The sequence below is a fragment of the Kosakonia sp. SMBL-WEM22 genome, from assembly GCF_014490785.1.
In the GTDB taxonomy this organism is placed as follows: domain Bacteria; phylum Pseudomonadota; class Gammaproteobacteria; order Enterobacterales; family Enterobacteriaceae; genus Kosakonia.
Map to the genome: position 1 here is coordinate 848,735 of NZ_CP051488.1, position 22,926 is coordinate 871,660.

Sequence of the window (22,926 nt, forward strand, 5' to 3'; positions counted from 1 at the left end):
TTAATGGGTTAACGCGGCCGGCGAAACTGTCGCGGCTGAAGGGAGATAGTGCTGCTCGGCGCTGACGGCCCACTGCTGGTAGCGACGATAGAGCCGTTCAAACTGCTGCGCCTGCGCCGAAGGCTGGAGCGTTTTCTCGATGGCACTCGCCATTTTCTGCTGCGCAGCCGGGATATCGGCGTGCACCTCTGCGGCGACGGCGGCGAAGATGGCTGCGCCCAGCGCACAGCACTGTTCAGAGGCGACAACCTGCAGCGGGCGGTTGAGCACATCGCAGCAGGCCTGCATCACGCCGAGGTTTTTACGTGCGATGCCGCCGAGCGCCATCACGTTGTCAACGGCAATACCCTGTTCGGTAAAGCACTCCATAATCGCGCGGGCACCGAAGGCGGTGGCGGCAATCAACCCGCCGAACAGCGCCGGCGCGTCGGTGGCGAGGTTCAGATCGGTGATCACCCCTTTCAGGCGCTGGTTCGCGTTTGGCGTGCGGCGACCGTTGAACCAGTCCAGCACCACCGGCAGGTGATCGAGAGAAGGATTTTTCACCCACGCATCAGTAAGCGCCGGCAGGAGCTGTTTCTGGCTGGCTTTGATCTGCTCTTTCAGCTCCGGGTGCTGCTGCGCCAGCTGTTCCAGCGGCCAGCCGAGGATGCGACCAAACCAGGCGTAGATATCGCCAAAGGCGGATTGGCCCGCTTCAAGGCCGATAAAGTCCGGTACCACGCTGCCGTCCACCTGGCCGCAGATGCCTTTCACCGCGCGGTCGCCGACGCTCTGTTTATCGGCGATAAGAATGTCGCAGGTGGAGGTGCCAATCACTTTCACCAGCGTATTGGGCTGTGCGCCCGCGCCGACGGCACCCATATGGCAGTCAAACGCGCCGCCGGAGATCACCACCGATTCAGGCAGCCCCAGGCGCTGCGCCCACTCGGCGGTCAGCGTGCCCACCGGGCGGTCTGCGGTATACGTTTCGGTAAAGAGCGGCCAGCGCAGGTGTTTATTGATGATCGGATCGAGTTCATCAAAGAAGGCGGCTGGCGGCAGACCACCCCAGCTTTCATGCCACAGGGATTTATGCCCGGCGCTGCAACGCCCGCGGCGGATCGCTTCCGGGCGTGTGGTACCGGAGAGGAGGGCTGGCACCCAGTCGCACAGCTCGATCCACGAGGCGGCGGCCTGCGCCACGGCGCTGTCGGCGCGGGTAACGTGCAGGATCTTCGCCCAGAACCATTCGCTGGAGTAGATGCCGCCAATGTAGCGGGAATAGTCGGTTTTACCGGAGGTGTGGCACAGGCGGGTGATGGCTTCCGCCTCTTCCACGGCGGTGTGATCTTTCCACAACACGAACATGGCGTTCGGGTTGTCGGCAAACTCCGGGCGCAGCGCCAGCACGCGGCCTTCGGCATCAATTGGCGCAGGTGTAGAGCCGGTGCTGTCCACGCCAATGCCTTTGATCTCGGCGCGCTGGGCGTCGCTTAACTCTGTCAGCACGCTTTTGAGCGCTGCTTCCATCGATTCGATGTAGTCACGCGGATGATGGCGAAACTGGTTATGCGGCGCGTCGCAATACCGGCCCTCCTGCCAGCGCGGATACCACTCGACGCTGGTGGCGATCTCCGCCCCGGATGTGCAGTCTACCGCCAGCGCACGTACTGAATCGCTGCCGAAATCAAGGCCAATCGTGATTGCCATGCTTAGTGCTCCATAAGAATAACCGTTAGAAAAACGATAGAGATCGGCGGCGAAAACCGTCAGGCAGGATTCGCTAATCTTATGGACGAAATTGCTATGGCATCGCAAAGTGTGACGCCGTGCAAAAATTCGATGTGGACATTTCTGTCGCCTTTATAGACACTTTCGTTATCCGTTTTGACCCTGCTTTTAGGCGTTAAAAAGGGCTTATCGCTTTTGTCTTGCGGCATCGCGTGATAGCAGTATTGACGCGCTCTGCCCGCCATTAGCCGGGAAATAACGGGAATGACAATATGGACAATTGGTTTCCTTGTCGGGTAGGGGAGTAATGCGTTTTATGGCCGAATCTCAAAATGATCCACTGCTGCCCGGGTACTCGTTTAACGCGCACCTGGTGGCGGGTCTGACGCCGATTGAATCGGAAAGCTATCTCGACTTTTTTGTTGACCGACCGCTGGGGATGAAGGGTTATATCCTCAACCTGACGGTGCGCGGCGAAGGCGTGGTGATGAACCAGGGCAAACAGTTTATCTGCCGCCCCGGCGATATTCTGCTCTTTCCCCCCGGCGAGATTCACCACTATGGCCGCCACCCTGACGCCGAGGCGTGGTATCACCAGTGGGTCTACTTCCGTCCGCGCGCCTACTGGCAGGAGTGGCTAAACTGGCCGACGCTCTTCGCGCAAACCGGTTTTTACCGCCCGGATGATGCGCATATGGATCGCTTTCGCGACCTTTTCGCGCAAATTATCGATGCCGGGCAGAGCGCTGGTCGCTACGCTGAACATCTGGCGATCAACCTGCTCGAACAGTTGCTGCTGCGGCGCATGGAGGCGATTAACGAATCCCTCAATCCGCCGCTTGATAACCGCGTGCGTGACGCCTGCCAGTACATCAGCGACCACCTTTCTGATAACCATTTTGATATCGCCAGCGTCGCGCAGCATGTCTGCCTCTCGCCGTCGCGGCTGTCGCATCTCTTTCGCCAGCAACTGGGCGTGAGCGTGCTGAGTTGGCGCGAAGATCAGCGCATCAGCCAGGCGAAACTGCTGCTCAGCACCACGCGGATGCCGATTGCCAGCGTTGGGCGTAACGTCGGCTTCGACGACCAGCTCTACTTTTCCCGGGTGTTTAAAAAGTGCACCGGTGCCAGCCCGAGCGAGTTTCGTGCTGGATGTGAATGAAGCGTAAAGAATGGAAATAATCTGTTCTTCAATCTGACATAAGTGGTAAAGATTCAGATAATTGAAAGCTTGACGGTGGCGGAGGCGCTCCGCAGAATCCGGCGTTCAATCTGAACAGGATCCTTTATGGAAGCATTGCTGGAACACTTTATTACCCAGTCAGCTATGTACTCGCTGGTGGCGATTGCGCTGGTCGCTTTTTTTGAGTCGCTGGCGCTGGTAGGGCTGATCCTTCCCGGCACGGTGATGATGGCGGCGCTGGGCGCACTGATTGGCAGCGGGGAAGTTAATTTCTGGCATGCGTGGCTGGCGGGCATTGTCGGCTGCCTGCTCGGCGACTGGCTCTCCTTCTGGCTCGGCTGGCGCTTTAAAAAGCCGCTGCACCGCTGGTCTTTCCTGAAAAAGCACAAAGCGCTGCTCGATAAGACCGAACACGCGCTGCATGAGCACAGCCTGTTTACCATCCTGGTCGGGCGCTTTGTCGGCCCGACGCGCCCGCTGGTGCCGATGGTCGCCGGGATGCTCGATCTGCCGATCCGCAAATTTTTACCGCCGAATATTATTGGCTGCCTGCTGTGGCCGCCCTTCTACTTCCTGCCGGGTATCCTTGCCGGTGCGGCGATCGATATTCCTGCCGATATGCAGAGCAGCAGCTTTAAATGGCTGCTGCTGCTGACGGCGATTGTGCTCTGGCTGGCCTGTTGGCTCTGCTGGCGGCTGTGGCGCGCGGGGAAATCGGGCAGCGATCGCTTAACGGCGTACCTGCCGCGGCAGCGCCTGCTCTGGTTGGCTCCGGGCACGATGGTGATTGCTATCGCCGCGGTAGTTATGCTGGCGAAACACCCGCTGATGCCGATCTATCTCAATATTCTCGGCAAGGTGATCCGCGGTCACTGAGCCTGAATGCCGAGCAGGGCGGAGACCGGCGCGTTGCCGCGAAGCAGCGTGTCGGTTGCGCCATCCCAGGCGATACGCCCCTCTGCAACCACCAGCGCACGTTCAGCAATGCGCGCGGCATCCTCCACGCTGTGCGACACCATCAGCAGCGTTAACTGCTGGCGGCGGCAGACGTTCTGCACCAGCGCCAGCATCTCCTGGCGCAGAGCGGGATCGAGCGCGGAGAAAGGCTCATCCAGCAGCAGCAGCGGCTGTTCACGCACCAGACAGCGCGCTAAGGCCACGCGCTGGCGCTGGCCGCCGGAGAGCTGATCCGGCTGCCGCTCGAGCAGCGCCTCCAGCCCCATGGTGGCAGCAATCTCATTGAGCTTCTCCCGCTGCGCGGCATTCAGCTTCAACCCCGGATGTAAACCAAGGCCAATATTCTGCCGCACAGTCAGGTGGGTGAAGAGGTTATTTTCCTGAAAAAGCATCGACACCGGACGGCGCGCGGGCGGTGTGCGGGTGTGATCTTCATCGCCGAGTAAAATCGTGCCGCTGGCAGGGGTGATAAACCCGGCAATCAGGTTCAGCAGCGTACTCTTGCCCGCACCGCTGGGGCCGAGAATAGCAATCTGCTCACCCCGTTCGGCTGCAAGCGTAAAGCGCATCGGCAGGTGTTCGTAAAGCCAGGTGACATCAATCAGTCTTAGCATGGCGGCCCGGTAGTTTTTCAATCACAGTGAAGAGTAAAAAGCAGAGCAGCAGCAGGATCAGCGCGGTGACGGCACCATCCTGGCTGCGGTAAGAACCGATTTGCTGATAGAGATAGAAGGGCAGCGTGCGGAAATCCTCATTGCCGAACAGCGCCACTACGCCGAAATCACCAATCGACAGCACGCAGGCAAAGGCCAGCGCCTGCGCCAGCGGGCGTTTCAGCGCGCGCAGCTCCACCACCCACAGGCGGCGAAAACCGGCAATATCGAGCGACTGGCAGAGCAGCGCATACCGCGCGGTAAGATCGCGCATCGGGTTTTCCAGCACCTTCAACGCATAGGGGATCGCCATCAGCGCGTTGGTGAATATCACGATGCCATCGGCGGAGTCGGGCAAGCCAATGGTGTTATTGAGCAGCAGGAAAAAGCCGGTCGCCAGCACAATCCCCGGCATCGCCAGAATCAGCATACCGCTCAGTTCGAGCGCCTGCCCGGCGGTTGTGCGGTAGCGCGCGCGCAGTTCGCGGCTGCTCCACAGCAGCATCATCGTCAGAATTACGCAGAGCAGCCCGGCGACCACTGCGATGCGCAGCGACGTCCACACCGCCTGCCACAGCACCGGCTCGGCCAGCACCTTAAGCAAACTGACATTAAGCCCGTCGACAATAACCGCCAGTAACGGCGGCAGCATCAGCAGCAGTGCCAGCACAATTAATAGCGTATCGGCGATACGGCTAAACCCGCTGCTCTGTGGGTCACGCCAGCCCTGAATATGATGGCTGCCGACGGCGAAAGCTTTACTCATCCGCTGGCTTAACAGCACCAGCCCGAGGCAGCAGATCATCTGGATTATCGCCAGCATCGCCGCGCGGGCGGGATCGAAATCAAAGCTGAGCGCCTGGTAGATGGCAAGCTCAATGGTGGTTGCCTGCGGGCCGCCGCCGAGCGACAGTACAGTGGCGAAACTGGCGAAGCAGAGCATAAAGATCAGCGCTGCCACCGGCGGGATCTGGCGGCGCAGCCAGGGCCACTCGACAAAGCGAAAGAAGGCCCAGCCGCGCATCCCGAGCTGGGCTGCCAGCTGGCGCTGCTCACCGGGGATCTGCTCCAGCGCTTGCAGCAGCAGGCGCGAGGCCATCGGCAGGTTAAAGAAGAGGTGCGCCAGCAGGATGCCCTGTAAGCCGTAGGGCGAAAAAGTCCACTCAATGCCGAGCATCTGGCAGAGCGCGGCGAGCCACCCCTGGCGACCATAGACGCTGAGAATGCCAAACACCGCCACCAGCACCGGCAGGATCAGCGTCATCGCGCACAGGCGCAGCAGCAACTGGCGGCCGGGAAAACGACGCCGATAGAGCGCACGGGCAAGGAAAATGGCGGGCACCACGGAGAGCAGGGCGGAGAGAAACGCCTGCCAGAAGGAGAAACGCACCACGTGCCACAGGTAGCTGTCCGACAAAAAGTCAGATATTCCTCCGACAGGTGCGTTTTGCCACAGCGCGAAAAAGGCTGCCAGCGCCACCGCCACCATCAGCGTGGCGGCGGTGAGGCCAGGAAGCAGCCAGCCGGGGATTAGCGGCTGACGGCGCGTTGCCACGAGGCTATCCATGCTGCGCGCTGGGCGGCCACCTCTTGCGGCGAGAATTGCAGCGAGGTTTGCGGTTTCTCAAGTTGGTCAAAACCGGCGGGCAGCGTGACGTTGCTCACCGGATACATCCAGTTGCCAGCAGGGATAGCGCTCTGGAAGGCGGGTGAAACCATAAATTTAAGGAATTTCTCCGCCAGCTCCGGCTGTTTGCTGGCGGCGGTGCGTGCCGCAACTTCAACCTGCAGGTAGTGGCCTTCGCTGAAGTTCGCCGCCGCGTAGTTCTCTTCCTTCTCTTCGATGATGTGGTAGGCAGGCGAGGTGGTGTAGCTCAGCACCAGATCGCTCTCGCCTTTCAAAAAGAGGCCGTAGGCTTCGCTCCACCCTTTGGTGACGGTAACGGTTTTGCCCGCCAGCTTTTGCCAGGCTTCAGGGGCTTTATCGCCATAGACTTTCTGCATCCACAGCAGCAGGCCGAGCCCAGGCGTGCTGGTGCGCGGATCTTCATAAATCACCCGCCACTTCTGGTCGCTTTCGACCAGCTCTTTCAGGCTCTTCGGCGGATTTTTCAGTTTGGTTTTGTCATAGACGAAGGCGAACCAGCCGTAATCGAACGGCACAAAGGTCTCATTGTTCCATCCGCCTGGCACCTTAACCGCGTCATCCGGCACGCCGCTTTTGGCGAAGAGTTTGGTCTGGGTCGCGGCTTCCAGCAGGTTGTTATCGAGACCGAGCACGACATCTGCCTTGCTCTTTTTGCCCTCCATACGCAGACGATTGAGCAGTGAGACGCCATCTTCCAGCGCCACGAACTTCAGCTCGCAGTTACAGTCGGCTTCAAAGGCTTTTTTTACCGCAGGGCCAGGACCCCATTCGGCGGCGAAGGAGTCATAGGTGTAGACGGTCAGGATAGGTTTAGCGAAAACGGGCGCGGCAACTAACAGCAGCAGTGACAACGATTTTTTTAACACTTTGCACCTCATAAATGGGTGGCAAAGGATTTTGAGAGAGCCTCAAATCCCTTCGCCGGCGTTATCCGGATCAGGTTCGACGGGTATTTTCTCAGCACGCGCGTGAAGCGCAGCACCCCGTTGAGAACGGCGCTATTGTAATGATTTGGTAAACAATCTGAAAGCATTACGGATCCGGCGGCGCAAACCAGGCCGATTTAAAGTCAAACCAGCCGAGGGTATTCATGCGCAGCCCGCGCATGGTGCGCTGCCCCTGGATGCGAAGCCAGTGATGGATCAGCGGTACAATCGCTTTACTCGCCAGCAGCTGTTGCGACCACATCGCCAGGTTCATCTCCCCGGCGCGCCAGCGCGCGGCGTCCGCCTGCCAGTCGCGCGGGATGCAGTGTTGCAGCAACGGCACTTCATAGAGGTTAGCGAAAACCGAGAAATCGAGCGGTAGCGTGAAGTTGGCGCTGTTAAGCCAGATATCGCTCTCTGTTTCGCCGCGGTGCCAGGCATCGTAATCCACCTCCTCAATCAGTAACTTAACGCCATGTTCTGCCAGCAGCGTGCTCATGGTGTGGGCGATGGCCTGGTGCTCGTTATGCTCGCGGTAGAAGGTGAGGGTCAGCGTCTCCAGCCCGGCGGGTTTCTCACCGCTGCCGGGGCGCGCGTGGTGCCAGCGCGGCAGTAAGCCGTAGGCGGGAAACCAGTAGCGCTGGTTCTGTTCGCTGGCGTGCCACAGCAGATTTGTTGGCGAGAGGATCCGGCTTACCCACTCGCGCACTGCCGGGTTTGCACCACGGCTGGATCGCGCGTCAAACAGCAAATAGTAGCAGCCCTCTTCGAGACGGCTCTCCACCGCTTTTTCGCCCTCGGTTGGCCCTTCAAGCGTCAGGCCGCAAGTGGTCTCATCTCCAACATCTGGTAACACCCAGACATTTACTTCATCAATCAGGGCGCGAAACCCAAAGTAATCCTCAAAGGCGTGGATTTTTAGCTGGTTGCGGGTGTTGCGCATTACCGCGTAAGGGCCAGTGCCAATCGGCTGGCTGGCAAAGTTCGCCAGCGTCTCCCACTCCTGCGGCAGGATCATTGCTGGCACGTGACCCATTAGCCACGGCAGCCAGCTGTCGGGCTGCAAGAGGTGAATGTCAAGGGTCCACGGCGTCGGCGAAACGATATCGCGGATATGGGAGTAGAGCGGCAGGGCGCTGGCACGCCGCAGGGAGGCGATAACATCCGCCATCTCCAGCTCGCGGCCGTGGTGAAAGTGGATGCCGGGGCGTAAGTAGAAGCGCCAGTGCAGGGGAGAGATCGCTTTCCAGTGGTGAGCAATATCGGCTTCCAGTTCCCCGTTTTCCTCATTTATGCGCGTCAGGGTGCTGAATATCTGCCGCGCCATATGGGTTTCGGAGCGGCGCAGCGGCGAGCCGGGCAGCAGGTTGCGCAGCGGGCGGTAGTAGAGCACGCGCAGGATGTGCCGCCCCTGGCGAAAACTGCGGCCAAGATGCGACACCAGCATCTGGCGCACCGCGGCTTTATCGCCCACCAGCTGCACCAGTTGATCGATGCGATCCTGCTCGAGCAGATCTTCCGCCCGCTGCTGCTGCAACGCCAGGCCGGTGTAGAGGAAGGTGAGGCGCGAGCGTTTACCGCGCCCGGCTTCTGCTTCCCAGGTGAGCCAGCCGCGCATCTGCATGGTGTTGAGCAGAGTGCGCATATGGCGGCGGGAGCAGCTAAGCAGCTCCGCCAGCTCGTTGAGCGTGGTTTCCTGAGATTTTCCATCGCAGCATTGCCACAGACGGATGAACTGTTGTTGCAGGCGACCAGAGGACATAAAAGAGGAACTCCCGGCAAAAATTCAGCAATTTATTTATCCCTATATTAAGCCGATACTTCTCTGCGATGAAAGCGAGGAGGCGCATAGCGAAGTGGGGAATGACGACGCGTGTGGAAAAACTGACTCGCCCGAATCATGTGTGACTGAGTATTAAGTGCGAATGCACCCGCCAGCAAAATGTTTTTGCTGGCTTTTTTCGTTTAAGCTTGCGTCGCTTTTTTCCGCTTTTAACAAGGAAATGCCATGCTCTGGTTGATGACGATGGGACGCCGCATGAATGGTGTCTACGTTGCCTTTATGATCGTCGCCTTTATGATGGGCGTCGCCGGTGCGGTACAGGCTCCGACGCTGAGCCTGTTTCTCAGCCGCGAAGTGGGGGCTGAGCCCTTCTGGATCGGGCTGTTTTATACCGTCAACGCCATTGCCGGGATCCTCGTCAGCCTTGCGCTGGCAAAACGATCTGACAGTCAGGGCGACCGGCGCAAGCTGATCCTCTTTTGCTGCCTGATGGCGGTGGGCAACGCGCTGCTGTTCGCGTTTAACCGCCACTATCTGACTTTAATCACCTGCGGCGTGCTGCTGGCTGCGCTTGCCAGCACCGCGATGCCGCAGCTTTTCGCGCTGGCGCGTGAGTACGCCGACAGCTCGGCGCGGGAAGTGGTGATGTTCAGTTCGATTATGCGCGCGCAGCTCTCGCTGGCGTGGGTTATCGGGCCGCCGCTGGCGTTTATGCTGGCGCTCAATTATGGCTTTGTCGCCATGTTCTCTATCGCCGCCGGGCTGTTTATTGTCAGCCTGGTGCTGATTGCCTTCTGGCTACCGTCGGTGCCGCGGGTTGAGCAGCCTGCCGACGTCGCCGTCACGCAGGTAAGCGGCTGGCGTGACAGCAATGTGCGTATGCTGTTTATCGCCTCGACGCTGATGTGGACCTGCAACACCATGTACATTATCGATATGCCGCTGTGGATAAGCCTTGAACTGGGGCTGCCGGATAAGCTGGCGGGTATTTTGATGGGCACAGCCGCCGGCCTTGAGATCCCGGCGATGATCCTTGCGGGCTACTTTGTGAAGCGATTCGGTAAGCGGCGGATGATGCTGATCGCCGTTGCAGCAGGTGTGCTGTTCTATATCGGCCTGCTCTTATTCCATAGCCAGACAGCGCTGCTGCTGTTGCAGTTTTTCAACGCGGTGTTTATCGGTATTGTCGCCGGGATCGGCATGCTGTGGTTCCAGGATTTAATGCCGGGCAGGGCCGGTTCAGCGACCACGCTCTTTACCAACAGTATCTCCACCGGCGTGATTCTGGCAGGCGTTATCCAGGGGGCGTTGGCGCAAAGTTTTGGTCACGGCTCGGTCTATTGGGGTATTGCCGGGCTGTCGGTGGTGACGCTGCTCCTCACCAGCCGGGTGAAGGATGTGTAAGGCGCGGTGCGGCTGGATTGCCGGATGGCGCTAACGCTTATCCGGCCTACTCGTTACATTTGCATTGTTACCCGTAGGCCGGATAAGGCAACGCCGCCATCCGGCAAACAAACCCGCACGATGCTGATTACCGGATAACCATCCGGCAATCAGCTTCAGGCTATCACCCCATAAATGCGGGTTGTTTTGCTTCGTAGGCGGCAATCGCCTCTTCGTGTTGCAGCGTCAGGCCAATGCTGTCCAGACCGTTCAGCATGCAGTGACGGCGGAAGGCGTCGAGCGTAAAGCTGTAGGACTTCCCGCCCGCATTCACTACCTGCGCCTGCAGATCCACCTCAAAGGTGATGCCCGGGTTGCTCTGCACCAGCGTAAACAGCTCATCAACCTCTTCGTCGCTCAGCGTTACTGGCAGCAGCTGGTTGTTAAAGCTGTTGCCATAGAAGATGTCGGCAAAGCTTGGCGCAATCACCACTTTGAAGCCGTAATCGGTGAGCGCCCACGGCGCGTGTTCACGCGAGGAGCCGCAGCCAAAGTTCTCCCGCGCCAGCAAAATCGACGCGCCTTTGTACTCAGGAAAGTTGAGCACGAACTCCGGGTTCGGCTGCTCGCCCTTATCGTCAAGGAAGCGCCAGTCGTTAAACAGATGCGCGCCAAAACCGGTGCGCGTCACCTTCTGCAAAAACTGCTTCGGGATAATGGCGTCGGTGTCGACGTTAGCGGCATCCAGCGGAACCACCAGCCCGGTATGTTGGGTAAATTTCTCAGCCATGGTGATCTCCTTAAGCCTGCAAGTGACGAATATCAGCGAAACGACCAGTTACCGCCGCCGCAGCAGCCATCGCCGGACTGACCAGATGGGTACGCCCGCCGCGGCCCTGACGGCCCTCAAAGTTACGGTTGCTGGTAGAGGCGCAGCGCTCGCCCGGATTGAGGCGGTCATTGTTCATCGCCAGACACATCGAGCAGCCCGGCAGACGCCACTCAAAACCGGCTTCGATAAAGATCTTATCCAGCCCCTCCGCTTCCGCCTGGGCTTTCACCGGGCCTGAGCCAGGAACCACCAGCGCCTGCACGCCCGGCGCTACTTTACGCCCTTTGGCAATTGCCGCTGCCGCGCGCAAATCTTCAATGCGCGAGTTGGTGCAGGAGCCGATAAAGACCTTGTCGATCGCCACGTCTGTCAGCGGCACGCCCGCTTTCAGCCCCATGTAGGCCAGCGCTTTTTCCGCCGAGGCACGCTCGACCGGATCGGCGAAGGAGGACGGATCGGGAATAATTTCGGTGACTGAGATCACCTGACCTGGGTTGGTGCCCCAGGTCACCTGCGGGGCGATATCTTCCGCCTGCAGGGTGACAACGCGGTCAAAGTGAGCGCCTTCATCGGTGTGCAGCGTCTTCCAGTAAGCGACCGCTTCGTCGAAATCTTTGCCCTTCGGCGCATGCAGACGGCCCTGCACGTAGTTAAAGGTAGTCTCATCCGGCGCGACCAGACCGGCTTTCGCCCCCATCTCAATCGCCATATTGCACAGTGTCATGCGGCCTTCCATGCTGAGCGCGCGGATGGCGTCGCCGCAGAACTCCACCACGTGACCGGTACCGCCAGCGCTGCCGGTTTTGCCAATAATCGCCAGCACGATATCTTTGGCGGTGATGCCCGGTGCAGCGGTGCCCTTAACTTCAATCTTCATGGTTTTGGCGCGGCCCTGCTTCAGGGTCTGCGTCGCCAGCACATGTTCCACCTCAGAGGTGCCGATGCCGAACGCCAGCGCGCCAAACGCGCCGTGGGTGGCGGTGTGGGAGTCGCCACAGACGATGGTCATGCCCGGCAGGGTAATGCCCTGTTCAGGCCCCATCACGTGCACAATGCCCTGATAAGGGTGGTTCAGATCATACAGCTCGACGCCAAATTCGTTGCAGTTCTTAATCAGCTCCTGCATCTGAATGCGCGCCATCTCGCCGGAGGCGTTGATATCTTTGGTCTGCGTTGAGACGTTGTGATCCATCGTCGCGAAGGTTTTGCCCGGCTGACGCACCGGGCGGTTGTGCGCGCGCAGGCCATCAAATGCCTGCGGAGAGGTCACTTCATGCACCAGATGGCGGTCGATATAGAGCAGCGGGGTTTCGTTCGGCGCTTCATAAACCACATGGGCGTCAAATAACTTTTCGTACAAACTCTTAGCCATGGTTAAACCCCTTCTGCGACATAACGAGCGATGATATCGCCCATCTCATCGGTGCTGACTGCAGACGCGCCACGCGCTAAATCGCCGGTGCGCACGCCCTCTTCTAATGCCCGGTTAATGGCCTGTTCAATCGACGTTGCCGCCTCTTCTGCATTCAGGCTGTAGCGCAGCAGCAGTGCCAGCGACAGGATCTGCGCAATCGGATTGGCAATATTTTTGCCGGCGATATCCGGCGCGGAGCCGCCAGCGGGTTCGTACAGGCCAAAGCCCTGCTCATTCAGGCTGGCCGAGGGCAGCATGCCCATCGAGCCGGTGATCATCGCGCACTCGTCGGAGAGGATATCGCCGAACAGGTTGGAGCAGAGCAGCACGTCGAACTGAGAGGGATCTTTAATCAACTGCATGGTGGCGTTGTCGATATACATATGCACCAGCTCAACGTCCGGGTACTCGCCCGCGATCTCATTAACAATTTCACGCCACAGCAGCGAGGTTTGCAGCACGTTGGCTTTATCAATGGAGTGGACTTTTTTACCGCGTTTACGGGCCGACTCAAAAGCGATACGCGCAATGCGCTCGATTTCAAAGCGGTGATAAATTTCGGTGTCGTAGGCTTTCTCATGCTGGCCGCTGCCTTCGCGCCCCTTCGGTTGGCCGAAGTAGATGCCGCCGGTCAGTTCGCGCACGCACAGGATATCGAAACCGTTGGCGGCGATATCTTCGCGCAGCGGGCAGAAGGCTTCCAGGCCGGCATAGAGTTTGGCTGGACGCAGGTTGCTGAACAGCTTGAAGTGTTTACGCAGCGGCAGCAGCGCACCGCGTTCCGGCTGTTGCGCCGGCGGCAGATTTTCCCATTTCGGCCCGCCGACGGAGCCAAACAGGATCGCATCGGCCTGCTCGCAGCCTTCGACCGTCGCCTGCGGCAGGGGATTGCCGTGGCGGTCAATGGCGATACCGCCAACATCGTACTGGCTGGTGGTAATACGCATTGCGAAACGACTGCGCACGGCTTCCAGTACTTTCAGGGCTTGCGCCATCACTTCCGGGCCAATGCCGTCTCCCGGCAGCACGGCAATATGGTAACTTTTCGACATCACACGGTTTCCTTGTTGTTTTCTTTGTTCTGCGCTTTACGCTGCAACTCTTTTTCCACTTCCGCGGCGCGCCAGATGGTGTTCAGCACGTTGACCATCGCTTTGACAGAGGACTCAACGATATCTGTTGCCAGGCCGATGCCGTGGAAGCGGCGGTTGTTGTAATTGACGACGATATCAACCTGGCCCAGCGCATCTTTACCGTGGCCTTTCGCGGTCAGGCTATATTTCACCAGCTCTATGTCATATTCGGTGACGCGGTTAATCGCCTGATAAACAGCATCGACCGGCCCGTTGCCGTTGGCGGCTTCGGCTTTGATCTCCTCGCCGCAGGCCAGTTTCACTGAGGCAGTGGCGATATCATTGGAGCCGGACTGCACATTGAAGTACTCCAGGCGGAAGTGCTCCGGATCCTCCTGTTGCTTGTTGATAAAGGCCAACGCTTCCAGATCGTAATCAAAGACCTGACCTTTTTTATCCGCCAGCTTCAGGAAGGCGTCATACAGATTATCCAGGTTGTAATCGCTCTCCTGGTAGCCCATCTCTTCCATACGGTGTTTGACCGCCGCACGACCGGAGCGTGAAGTCAGATTCAGCTGCACCTGGTTCAGGCCGATCGACTCCGGGGTCATGATTTCGTAGTTTTCGCGGTTTTTCAGTACGCCATCCTGATGGATGCCGGAGGAGTGGGCGAAGGCGCCGGTGCCAACGATCGCTTTGTTAGCCGGGATCGGCATATTACAGATCTGGGCCACGGTCTGGCTGGTGCGCCAGATCTCCTGATGATTGATGCGGGTGTGCACATTCATAATATCTTTGCGCACTTTTATCGCCATGATCACCTCTTCCAGCGAACAGTTACCGGCACGTTCGCCGATGCCGTTCATAGCGCCTTCTACCTGGCGGGCACCGGCATGCACGGCGGCAATCGAGTTCCCGACGGCCAGGCCTAAGTCATCATGGGTATGGACAGAAATAATGGCTTTATCAATGTTAGGCACACGGTCATAAAGACCGGTGATGATATTGGCGAACTCAAAGGGCATGGTGTAGCCAACGGTGTCCGGGATATTGATGGTTTTCGCCCCGGCATTGATCGCCGCTTCGACAACGCGCGCCAGGTCTTCAATCGGCGTACGCCCGGCATCTTCACAGGAAAATTCAACATCATCTGTATAGTTACGCGCACGTTTTACCATATAGATTGCGCGCTCAATCACTTCATCCAGCGTGCTGCGCAGCTTGGTAGCGATATGCATCGGCGAGGTGGCGATAAAGGTGTGGATACGGAATGCTTCAGCCACTTTCAGCGACTCTGCGGCGACATCAATATCTTTCTCAACGCAGCGTGCCAGAGCGCAAACACGGCTGTTTTTTACCTGGCGGGCGATGGTCTGAACTGACTCAAAATCACCCGGCGACGAGACCGGAAAACCGACTTCCATTACATCAACACCCATGCGCTCCAGCGCCAGGGCGATCTGCAGCTTCTCTTTCACACTCAGGCTTGCCTGTAATGCCTGTTCACCATCACGTAATGTGGTATCGAAAATTACGACTTGCTGCTGGCTCATGGTTTAGATCCTTGTTCGCTTTGGCCGCCTCGCTACGAGCATAAAAAAACCCGCGCCAAGGCGCGGGTTCTTAGTCTTAACAGGAAGACGATTCAGTTCTGAGTGTCGTCCACCGGTCTACCGCGCACAGTTGATGCGTTTAGTAGTAGTAGACCAGCGAAACGAACGTAACGAATCATGAATCTTGCTCCCGTGAAAACCGATATGCTTTTAGTGGTACTGTATACGCACTTTGATGTCAACCCCTGGGTGAAAACTGGCTACGTTAAGGCACAAATCACCGTGCAGCCTTTTAGTTTAATCTGCTGTCTAATTAGCGGGATGACGACATTCTTGCTTGTTGTGCTCATAAGACTTTTCGTAAGAAAAAGCGAATGGAAGGCGTAGAAAATTAATAATCCTTTTCGGAAAGATGTTAATGAAAATGGTGGGTAGGGCGTTCAACTTATGATTATCGTTACAAAACAGCTATGGAAGTGAAAATATTAAAAATTAATTTATATTACAGCGGTGAGTAATGCTTTTTTTAATTTCATCCAGGAAATTAAATGTAAGCTTTATATATTCCTAAATTTTCACACTGCGCTTCTAATAATGCTATATGCGTGATAAATCATCTTCCTGAATATTATTATTACACAAGTCAAGGGAGTTTATCATGACGACGGATTGCAATTTTCCCGGGGAAAATATTTATAATCAAAAGCTTAGTGATGGAGAGAAACCGCAGTTACGTTCGGTAGATCTCAATTTACTGACTGTTTTTGATGCCGTTATGCAGGAACAAAACATTACGCGTGCAGCCCATGCATTGGGTATGTCTCAACCTGCTGTTAGTAATGCAGTTGCGCGTCTTAAAGTGATGTTTAACGACGAATTGTTTGTTCGCTATGGGCGGGGTATTCAACCTACTGCGCGTTCGTACCAGCTTTTTGGCGCGATTAGGCAGGCGCTACAGTTGGTGCAAAATGAACTGCCTGGTTCCGGTTTCGATCCGCAAAGCAGCGAGCGTATTTTTAATCTTTGCGTATGCATTCCGCTCGATAATTTCTTGACTTCGGTTATTTACAATAATGTGAAAACTGTCGCGCCAAATATAAAACTGATATTTAGATCTGATCTAAATCACAGTACCGAGCATCAGTTGCGCTATCAGGAAATAGAATTTGTGATCGGCTATGAGGAGTTTCGCCGTCCGGAGTTTTCCTGCGTACCGCTGTTTAAAGATGAAATGGTACTGGCAGTAAGCCTGCACCATCCGCGCATCGCTGAACTGACTACGGAAAGCAGCATATTTAACGAGCAGCACGCCGTTGTTTCGCTGGAGCGCTACGCCTCTTTCAGCCAGCCCTGGTATGATACGGTCGAAAAGCGCAACCGCATTGCCTATCAGGGAATGGCGCTGCCAAGCGTATTAAACGTTGTCTCTCAAACCCACCTGGTCGCTATTGCACCGCGCTGGCTGGTAGATCGCTTTGCCGGAGGGCTGGCGCTGCATACGCTACCGTTGCCGCTTACGCTAAACAGCCGAACCTGCTCTCTTTCGTGGCATGAATCTGCTGGTCGTGATAAGGGCCATCAGTGGATGGAGGAGCTGCTGGTATCGGTCTGTAGCCATTAAGCGAGGTGCGGAATAAACCGGATGATAAACTTCCGGTTTATTCTTTATTTGGCGTTATAACCACTATTTTATTCTGATTTATCCCCGGTGCAGATCGCTGCTCGACGTTAAAAATGCATGAATTACTGAACATTCCCTTATCACAGGGATCAATGGTCATCGTCGCGGCTTATTACAGACGTTTTCACCAGCTCTTTATATAAGACCTCGTATTTCTGCTTTTCCTGTCACTTTACCGCGCTGGAGGTCGGATTGCCTGCCAGATTTTGAGCGGTTATGGTAACTGCCATTCATAATCAGAAAGCAGGATGTCCTGTTCTGAACAGATCGACAGTGCGGGAATAAGTTCTGCCGTCAGTCGACAAACGTAAGCCTGGAGGCAAAGCATGGAGATGTTGTCTGGAGCCGAGATGGTCGTCCGATCGCTCATCGATCAAGGCGTAAAGAAGGTGTTCGGCTATCCCGGAGGCGCGGTACTCGATATCTACGACGCCCTGCATACCGTCGGCGGCATCGAGCATGTACTGGTGCGCCACGAGCAGGCGGCCGTTCACATGGCAGACGGGCTGGCGCGCGCGACAGGTGAAGTGGGTGTAGTGCTGGTCACCTCCGGTCCCGGCGCAACGAATGCTATCACCGGTATTGCGACAGCCTATATGGATTCCATCCCGTTGGTAGTACTCTCAGGCCAGGTCGCGACTTCGCTGATTGGATACGACGCCTTCCAGGAGTGCGACATGGTAGGCATCTCTCGTCCGGTAGTGAAACACAGCTTCCTGGTGAAACAGACGGAAGATATTCCCGGCGTATTAAAAAAGGCATTCTGGCTCGCCGCCAGCGGACGCCCTGGTCCGGTGGTGGTGGATCTGCCGAAAGATATTATGAACCCCGCGAACAAGTTGCCCTATCTTTGGCCGGAGTCGGTCAGCATGCGCTCCTATAATCCAACAACGCAGGGCCATAAAGGGCAGATCAAACGTGCGCTGCAAACGCTGGTAGCCGCCAAAAAGCCGGTCTTCTATGTGGGGGGCGGAGCGATTACCTCTGCCTGCGATACGCCGCTGCGCCAGCTTGCTGAAACGCTGAATGCGCCAGTAGTCTCCTCATTAATGGGACTCGGCGTCTTTCCTGCTTCCCATCGCCAGTCGCTCGGCATGCTTGGTATGCACGGTACCTATGAAGCGAATATGACCATGCATCACGCCGACGTGATCTTTGCAGTCGGCGTACGTTTTGACGATCGCACCACCAATAATCTTCTTAAGTACTGCCCCGACGCGACCGTACTGCATATCGATATCGATCCCACCTCAATTTCTAAAACTGTGCAGGCTGATGTGCCAATTGTTGGCGATGCGCGTCAGGTATTGGATCAGATGCTGGAGATACTTGAGCATGAGCGTGCGTCACAGCCGCACGATGAGATCCGTGACTGGTGGTTACGTATTGAGCAGTGGCGTGCGCGCCAGTGCCTGAAATATGACACCCAAAGCGAAAGCATTAAACCGCAGGCGGTGATTGAAACTGTCTGGCGTTTGACCAACGGTGACGCTTATGTCACCTCGGATGTTGGTCAGCACCAGATGTTTGCCGCCCTCTATTACCGCTTCGATAAACCGCGGCGCTGGATCAACTCCGGTGGGCTCGGCACCATGGGCTTCGGCTTGCCTGCCGCGCTGGGCGTCAAAATGGCGCTGCCGGACGAGATGGTAATTTGCGTTACCGGCGATGGCAGTATCCAGATGAATATTCAGGAGCTTTCAACGGCGCTGCAATATGAGTTGCCGGTGCTAGTTCTCAATCTGAACAACCGCTACCTCGGCATGGTGAAGCAGTGGCAGGATATGATCTACTCCGGACGCCACTCGCAATCCTACATGGAGTCTTTACCAGATTTTGCCCGTTTAGCCGAAGCGTACGGTCATGTCGGTATCCGCATTACCCGCCCGGATGAGCTGGAGGCGAAGCTCGCTGAGGCGCTGGAGCAGGTGAAAAACAATCGTCTGGTCTTTGTTGATGTGACCGTTGACGGAAGTGAACACGTTTATCCGATGCAGATCCGCGGCGGCGGTATGGATGAGATGTGGTTAAGCAAAACGGAGAGAACCTGATTATGCGCCGGATATTGTCTGTCTTACTGGAAAACGAATCGGGCGCGTTGTCGCGCGTCATCGGCCTCTTCTCACAGCGCGGCTACAACATTGAGAGCCTGACGGTCGCGCCAACGGACGATCCCACTCTGTCGCGGATGACCATCCAGACCGTGGGCGATCAAAAAGTTCTTGAACAGATTGAGAAACAGCTGCACAAGCTGGTGGATGTCTTGCGCGTTCACGAGCTGGGGCAGGGGGCCTATGTTGAGCGGGAGATCATGCTGGTGAAGATCCAGGCCAGCGGCTATGGCAGGGAGGAGGTTAAACGCAACGCGGAGATCTTCCGCGGGCAGATCATTGACGTTACGCCCTCGATTTACACGGTTCAGCTTGCCGGCACCAGCGACAAGCTGGATGCGTTCCTCGCCACCATTCGTGATGTAGCGAAGATTGTTGAAGTGGCGCGCTCCGGCGTCGTCGGTTTATCACGCGGCGATAAAATCATGCGCTGATGTGCGTAAGGTTCCACATTTTAAAGCCCGGCTGATTGTGCCGGGCTTTTTTTTGCGAAATCAGCCGGAAGCAGAGAGAAAAGCGGTTGCCGCAGTTACCTTTCTGCGCTTAGATGTTATGGAAATTAACCTATATCCCTAAAAAGGTTATGGTGCGCATCATTTTAAGGGGCAATTGTGAAACTGGATGAAATCGCCCGGCTCGCCGGCGTCTCACGAACCACGGCAAGCTACGTCATCAACGGAAAGGCGAAGCAGTATCGTGTCAGCGATAAAACCGTTGAGAAAGTTATGGCGGTCGTTCGTGAGCATAACTACCACCCGAACGCGGTGGCGGCTGGGTTACGAGCAGGACGCACTCGATCGATTGGACTGGTCATTCCCGATCTGGAAAACACAAGCTATACCCGTATCGCCAACTATCTGGAGCGCCAGGCGCGCCAGCGCGGCTACCAGCTGCTGATCGCCTGTTCTGAAGATCAGCCCGATAACGAGATGCGTTGCATCGAGCATCTTCTGCAACGGCAGGTTGATGCGATCATCGTTTCGACTTCGCTTCCGCCGGAGCACCCCTTCTATCAGCGCTGGGCTAATGACGCCTTCCCGATTGTCGCGCTCGATCGTGCGCTGGATCGTGAACATTTCACCAGCGTTGTGGGTGCCGATCAGGAGGATTCAGAGATGCTGGCGGCGGAGCTGCGTAAAATGCCGGCGGAGCGCGTGCTCTATTTAGGCGCGTTGCCGGAGCTTTCGGTGAGCTTCCTGCGCGAGCAGGGTTTCCGCACCGCCTGGAAAGACGACCCGCGCGAAGTGAAATATCTCTATGCCAATGGCTATGAGCGTGAAGCCGCCGCCCAATTATTCGAAAAGTGGCTGGAAACAAATGAGATGCCGGAAGCGATGTTTATCACCTCGTTTGCGCTGCTACAGGGTGTGCTGGATGTGACGCTACGCCGCGACGGCAAACTGCCATCCAATCTGGCGATAGCCACCTTTGGCGATCATGAACTGCTCGATTTCCTGCAGTGTCCGGTGCTGGCCGTCGCGCAGCGTCACCGTGACGTCGCCGAGCGGGTGCTGGAGATCGTGCTGGCAAGTCTTGACGAACCGCGTAAGCCGAAACCGGGGTTGAGCCGAATTCGACGTAATCTCTACCGCCGCGGCATATTAAGCCGGGTATAAATAAATGAAATTAAGGCAGCACAAGCTGCCTTTTTTCTTTTCAACATTTGGCCTTAATCAAAATAGTGCTTTTTTACTCCTCGGATAAATCCTTAATTTACGCAGATGCTCTGATTTATTATTTCTTTAAGTTTCTTTACTTCCAAATTCTCAGCGCCCATTAAGAAGTTACTGATGATGTTTTCTGTATTGAATTGTTACATCTCCTGAACACATTCGATTAATTAACAACCACTTTCGCTGAGGCGATGATCGCCTCAGTGAAACAGGGGCTAAGTTAGCGCCTGGTCATGCATCTGGCGCTGTTAAGTGGCGTCGTTATGCCTTAAAATGCCGCCCGCGTCGCAAACTGACACTTTATATTTTGCGTACAAAAACGGAATGGTCTGAAACCCCGGACCCTATATTCTCCTCTTTTTTCTTGCAAATATTCATGACGTTAATTTGCCTCGTAAGCTGAGCACTATTTCACCGACGCTGATATTCATTACGAATAAGGGATCTTTTGTTCTTGTTGGCCTTTGCGCTGGCTTGACAAGCTTTTCCTCCGCTCCGTAAACTCCCTCGGTGGGGATTTGTGGGATAAAGTGGTGGTAATGATCATGCGGGGGTAAACCGGACATGTTCCGTGGCGCGACGTTAGTCAATCTCGACAGCAAAGGGCGGTTATCCGTTCCGACCCGTTATCGGGATTCGCTGCAGGAGAGTGCCTCCGGTCAGATGGTCTGTACCATTGATATTCGCCATACATGCCTGCTGCTTTACCCTCTGCCCGAATGGGAAATTATCGAGCAAAAACTGTCGCGGCTATCGAGCATGAACCCGCTTGAGCGGCGCGTACAACGTTTATTGCTGGGGCATGCCAGCGAGTGCCAGATGGATAGCGCCGGTCGTATCTTAATTGCGCCTGTCTTACGGCAGCATGCCGGGCTAACCAAAGAAGTGATGCTGGTCGGACAGTTCAATAAATTTGAGCTGTGGGATGAAACGACGTGGTATCAACAGGTCAGGGAAGATATTGACGCTGAGCAATCTGGTTCCGAAGGGCTTTCGGAGCGGTTGCAGGATTTGTCTCTTTAATGATGATGGAAAATTTTAAACACACAACGGTGCTGCTGGATGAGGCCGTTAACGGCCTGAATATCCGTCCGGATGGCATTTACATTGATGGCACTTTTGGTCGCGGTGGTCACTCGCGCCTGATCCTCTCCCAACTGGGCGCGGAAGGCCGCTTGCTGGCAATCGATCGCGATCCGCAGGCAATTGAAGTTGCGAAGACCATTAATGATCCGCGCTTCTCCATCATTCATGGACCCTTTTCTGCGCTCGCTGAGTATGTCGGCGAGCGCGATCTTATTGGCAAGATCGACGGCATTCTTCTCGATCTTGGCGTCTCTTCACCGCAGCTTGACGATCCGGAACGCGGCTTCTCCTTTATGCGTGACGGCCCGTTGGATATGCGTATGGATCCGACGCGCGGCCAGTCTGCCGCCCAGTGGCTGCAAACCGCAGACGAGGCGGATATCGCCTGGGTGCTAAAAACCTTTGGCGAAGAGCGCTTTGCCAAACGCATCGCCCGCGCCATCGTCGAGCGTAACCGCCTCGATCCGATGACCCGCACCAAAGCGCTGGCGGAAGTGGTGGCAGCAGCGACGCCGATAAAAGATAAGTTTAAACATCCCGCGACCCGTACCTTCCAGGCGGTGCGCATCTGGGTGAACAGTGAACTGGAGGAGATAGAGCAGGCGCTAAAAAACTCGCTCGATGTGCTGGCCCCGGGAGGCCGGCTTTCTGTCATCAGCTTCCACTCGCTGGAAGACCGTATTGTGAAGCGCTTTATGCGCGAGCAAAGCCGTGGGCCGCAGGTTCCTGCCGGGCTGCCGATGACCGAAGCGCAACTCAGCAAGCTGGGTGGCCGTCAACTGCGAGCCTTAGGAAAAATGATGCCGGGCGAAGAAGAAGTGGCGGAAAACCCACGCGCCCGTAGTTCAGTTCTGCGTATCGCAGAGAGGACGAACGCATGATCGGCAGAGTGACAGAGACCCTCAGCAAAGTTAAGGGATCGTTAGGAAGCAGCGAGCGCCATGCCTTGCCTGGTGTGATCGGCGACGATCTTTTGCGGTTCGGGAAACTGCCACTCTGCCTGTTCATTTGCATCATCATGACGGCCATTACGGTCGTCACCACCGCGCACCACACCCGTTTGTTGACCGCACAGCGTGAACAACTGGTGATTGAGCGCGACGCGCTGGATATCGAATGGCGCAACCTGATTCTTGAAGAGAACGCTCTCGGCGATCATAGCCGGGTCGAACGGATTGCCACCGAGAAGCTGCAGATGCAGCACGTCGATCCTTCACAGGAAAATATTGTGGTGCAGAAATAGCGATGAAAAAGGAA

At 56.4% G+C, this 22,926-nt stretch carries 19 protein-coding genes and 1 riboswitch; of the genes, 10 read left to right on the forward strand and 9 right to left on the reverse strand.

All coding sequences use genetic code 11. The annotated features are described in order from the left end of the window. Complete coding sequence (gene araB, locus HF650_RS04080; RefSeq protein WP_187801292.1) at positions 1 to 1,692, reverse strand: ribulokinase; 1,692 nt, start codon at positions 1,690 to 1,692, stop codon at positions 1 to 3. Positions 1,693 to 2,029: 337 nt separating this feature from the next. On the opposite strand from araB, the gene araC reads away from it, so the two are divergent. Further along, positions 2,030 to 2,875, forward strand: a complete 846-nt coding sequence (araC, locus tag HF650_RS04085) for an arabinose operon transcriptional regulator AraC (protein WP_076770265.1) — start codon at positions 2,030 to 2,032, stop codon at positions 2,873 to 2,875. A 126-nt stretch (positions 2,876 to 3,001) separates the two neighbouring features. After that, positions 3,002 to 3,772, forward strand: coding sequence for a DedA family protein (locus HF650_RS04090; protein WP_187801293.1), 771 nt, complete (start codon positions 3,002 to 3,004; stop codon positions 3,770 to 3,772). Here HF650_RS04090 and thiQ read toward each other — a convergent pair. The 4 genes from thiQ to sgrR all read right to left on the reverse strand — a co-directional run bounded on the left by thiQ (position 3,766) and on the right by sgrR (position 8,842). Continuing rightward, positions 3,766 to 4,467, reverse strand: coding sequence for a thiamine ABC transporter ATP-binding protein ThiQ (gene thiQ, locus HF650_RS04095; RefSeq protein ID WP_187801294.1), 702 nt, complete (start codon positions 4,465 to 4,467; stop codon positions 3,766 to 3,768). The two genes, HF650_RS04090 and thiQ, sit on opposite strands and share 7 nt — an antisense overlap. Then, on the reverse strand, positions 4,451 to 6,061 hold the full coding sequence (thiP, locus tag HF650_RS04100) for a thiamine/thiamine pyrophosphate ABC transporter permease ThiP (protein WP_187801295.1): 1,611 nt from the start codon (positions 6,059 to 6,061) through the stop codon (positions 4,451 to 4,453). The genes thiQ and thiP overlap by 17 nt, the downstream gene beginning before the upstream one ends. Then, positions 6,037 to 7,020: a thiamine ABC transporter substrate binding subunit gene (thiB, locus tag HF650_RS04105; protein ID WP_187801296.1), complete on the reverse strand. Its 984-nt coding sequence runs from the start codon at positions 7,018 to 7,020 to the stop codon at positions 6,037 to 6,039. The genes thiP and thiB overlap by 25 nt, the downstream gene beginning before the upstream one ends. Before the next feature lie 29 nt (positions 7,021 to 7,049). Continuing rightward, positions 7,050 to 7,150: riboswitch (TPP riboswitch) on the reverse strand. Positions 7,151 to 7,186: 36 nt separating this feature from the next. Continuing rightward, positions 7,187 to 8,842: an HTH-type transcriptional regulator SgrR gene (gene sgrR, locus HF650_RS04110; protein ID WP_187801297.1), complete on the reverse strand. Its 1,656-nt coding sequence runs from the start codon at positions 8,840 to 8,842 to the stop codon at positions 7,187 to 7,189. Positions 8,843 to 9,088: 246 nt separating this feature from the next. On the opposite strand from sgrR, the gene HF650_RS04115 reads away from it, so the two are divergent. Then, the gene (locus tag HF650_RS04115) at positions 9,089 to 10,267 is read left to right on the forward strand and encodes a sugar efflux transporter (protein WP_187801298.1); all 1,179 of its coding nucleotides are present in this window, start codon (positions 9,089 to 9,091) and stop codon (positions 10,265 to 10,267) included. A gap of 163 nt (positions 10,268 to 10,430) precedes the next feature. On the opposite strand, the gene leuD is transcribed toward HF650_RS04115, so the two are convergent. The 4 genes from leuD to leuA are packed head-to-tail and all read right to left on the reverse strand — an operon-like array spanning position 10,431 to position 15,118. Next, positions 10,431 to 11,036 carry a 3-isopropylmalate dehydratase small subunit gene (gene leuD, locus HF650_RS04120; protein ID WP_187801299.1) on the reverse strand — a complete coding sequence of 202 codons (606 nt, stop codon included), beginning with the start codon at positions 11,034 to 11,036 and terminating at the stop codon, positions 10,431 to 10,433. Positions 11,037 to 11,046: 10 nt separating this feature from the next. Beyond that, positions 11,047 to 12,450 (reverse strand): 3-isopropylmalate dehydratase large subunit, encoded by a 1,404-nt coding sequence (leuC, locus tag HF650_RS04125; protein WP_187801300.1) that lies wholly within the window; start codon positions 12,448 to 12,450, stop codon positions 11,047 to 11,049. A gap of 2 nt (positions 12,451 to 12,452) precedes the next feature. Further along, the gene (leuB, locus tag HF650_RS04130) at positions 12,453 to 13,544 is read right to left on the reverse strand and encodes a 3-isopropylmalate dehydrogenase (RefSeq protein WP_187801301.1); all 1,092 of its coding nucleotides are present in this window, start codon (positions 13,542 to 13,544) and stop codon (positions 12,453 to 12,455) included. Next, entirely contained in the window at positions 13,544 to 15,118 is a 1,575-nt protein-coding gene (gene leuA, locus HF650_RS04135; protein ID WP_187801302.1) for a 2-isopropylmalate synthase, read from the reverse strand. Before leuA ends, leuB begins: the two co-directional genes overlap by 1 nt. A 658-nt stretch (positions 15,119 to 15,776) precedes the next feature. On the opposite strand from leuA, the gene leuO reads away from it, so the two are divergent. From leuO to ftsL, 7 genes are all read left to right on the forward strand, one after another. Continuing rightward, the gene (leuO, locus tag HF650_RS04145) at positions 15,777 to 16,739 is read left to right on the forward strand and encodes a transcriptional regulator LeuO (protein WP_187801303.1); all 963 of its coding nucleotides are present in this window, start codon (positions 15,777 to 15,779) and stop codon (positions 16,737 to 16,739) included. Between the two features lie 386 nt (positions 16,740 to 17,125). Further along, positions 17,126 to 18,850, forward strand: coding sequence for an acetolactate synthase 3 large subunit (ilvI, locus tag HF650_RS04150; protein WP_187801304.1), 1,725 nt, complete (start codon positions 17,126 to 17,128; stop codon positions 18,848 to 18,850). 2 nt (positions 18,851 to 18,852) lie between these two features. Further along, positions 18,853 to 19,344, forward strand: coding sequence for an acetolactate synthase small subunit (gene ilvN / locus HF650_RS04155; protein ID WP_187802602.1), 492 nt, complete (start codon positions 18,853 to 18,855; stop codon positions 19,342 to 19,344). 177 nt (positions 19,345 to 19,521) lie between these two features. Next, a complete protein-coding gene (cra, locus tag HF650_RS04160) occupies positions 19,522 to 20,526 on the forward strand; it encodes a catabolite repressor/activator (protein ID WP_187801305.1) in 1,005 nt (334 codons plus the stop codon). 621 nt (positions 20,527 to 21,147) lie between these two features. Next, on the forward strand, positions 21,148 to 21,606 hold the full coding sequence (mraZ, locus tag HF650_RS04165; protein ID WP_187801306.1) for a division/cell wall cluster transcriptional repressor MraZ: 459 nt from the start codon (positions 21,148 to 21,150) through the stop codon (positions 21,604 to 21,606). 2 nt (positions 21,607 to 21,608) lie between these two features. Next, positions 21,609 to 22,550: a 16S rRNA (cytosine(1402)-N(4))-methyltransferase RsmH gene (gene rsmH, locus HF650_RS04170; protein WP_187802603.1), complete on the forward strand. Its 942-nt coding sequence runs from the start codon at positions 21,609 to 21,611 to the stop codon at positions 22,548 to 22,550. After that, a complete protein-coding gene (gene ftsL, locus HF650_RS04175) occupies positions 22,547 to 22,912 on the forward strand; it encodes a cell division protein FtsL (protein ID WP_023480380.1) in 366 nt (121 codons plus the stop codon). The genes rsmH and ftsL overlap by 4 nt, the downstream gene beginning before the upstream one ends. Positions 22,913 to 22,926 lie beyond the last annotated feature (14 nt).

Bases quoted from the DNA above. Each gene is read 5' to 3' on its own strand.
- araB (WP_187801292.1), bottom strand. From the start codon at position 1,692: ATGGCAATCACGATTGGCCTTGATTTCGGCAGCGATTCAGTACGTGCG.
- araC (WP_076770265.1), top strand. From the start codon at position 2,030: ATGGCCGAATCTCAAAATGATCCACTGCTGCCCGGGTACTCGTTTAAC.
- HF650_RS04090 (WP_187801293.1), top strand. From the start codon at position 3,002: ATGGAAGCATTGCTGGAACACTTTATTACCCAGTCAGCTATGTACTCG.
- thiQ (WP_187801294.1), bottom strand. From the start codon at position 4,467: ATGCTAAGACTGATTGATGTCACCTGGCTTTACGAACACCTGCCGATG.
- sgrR (WP_187801297.1), bottom strand. From the start codon at position 8,842: ATGTCCTCTGGTCGCCTGCAACAACAGTTCATCCGTCTGTGGCAATGC.
- HF650_RS04115 (WP_187801298.1), top strand. From the start codon at position 9,089: ATGCTCTGGTTGATGACGATGGGACGCCGCATGAATGGTGTCTACGTT.
- leuD (WP_187801299.1), bottom strand. From the start codon at position 11,036: ATGGCTGAGAAATTTACCCAACATACCGGGCTGGTGGTTCCGCTGGAT.
- leuC (WP_187801300.1), bottom strand. From the start codon at position 12,450: ATGGCTAAGAGTTTGTACGAAAAGTTATTTGACGCCCATGTGGTTTAT.
- leuB (WP_187801301.1), bottom strand. From the start codon at position 13,544: ATGTCGAAAAGTTACCATATTGCCGTGCTGCCGGGAGACGGCATTGGC.
- leuA (WP_187801302.1), bottom strand. From the start codon at position 15,118: ATGAGCCAGCAGCAAGTCGTAATTTTCGATACCACATTACGTGATGGT.
- leuO (WP_187801303.1), top strand. From the start codon at position 15,777: ATGACGACGGATTGCAATTTTCCCGGGGAAAATATTTATAATCAAAAG.
- ilvI (WP_187801304.1), top strand. From the start codon at position 17,126: ATGGAGATGTTGTCTGGAGCCGAGATGGTCGTCCGATCGCTCATCGAT.
- ilvN (WP_187802602.1), top strand. From the start codon at position 18,853: ATGCGCCGGATATTGTCTGTCTTACTGGAAAACGAATCGGGCGCGTTG.
- mraZ (WP_187801306.1), top strand. From the start codon at position 21,148: ATGTTCCGTGGCGCGACGTTAGTCAATCTCGACAGCAAAGGGCGGTTA.
- rsmH (WP_187802603.1), top strand. From the start codon at position 21,609: ATGATGGAAAATTTTAAACACACAACGGTGCTGCTGGATGAGGCCGTT.
- ftsL (WP_023480380.1), top strand. From the start codon at position 22,547: ATGATCGGCAGAGTGACAGAGACCCTCAGCAAAGTTAAGGGATCGTTA.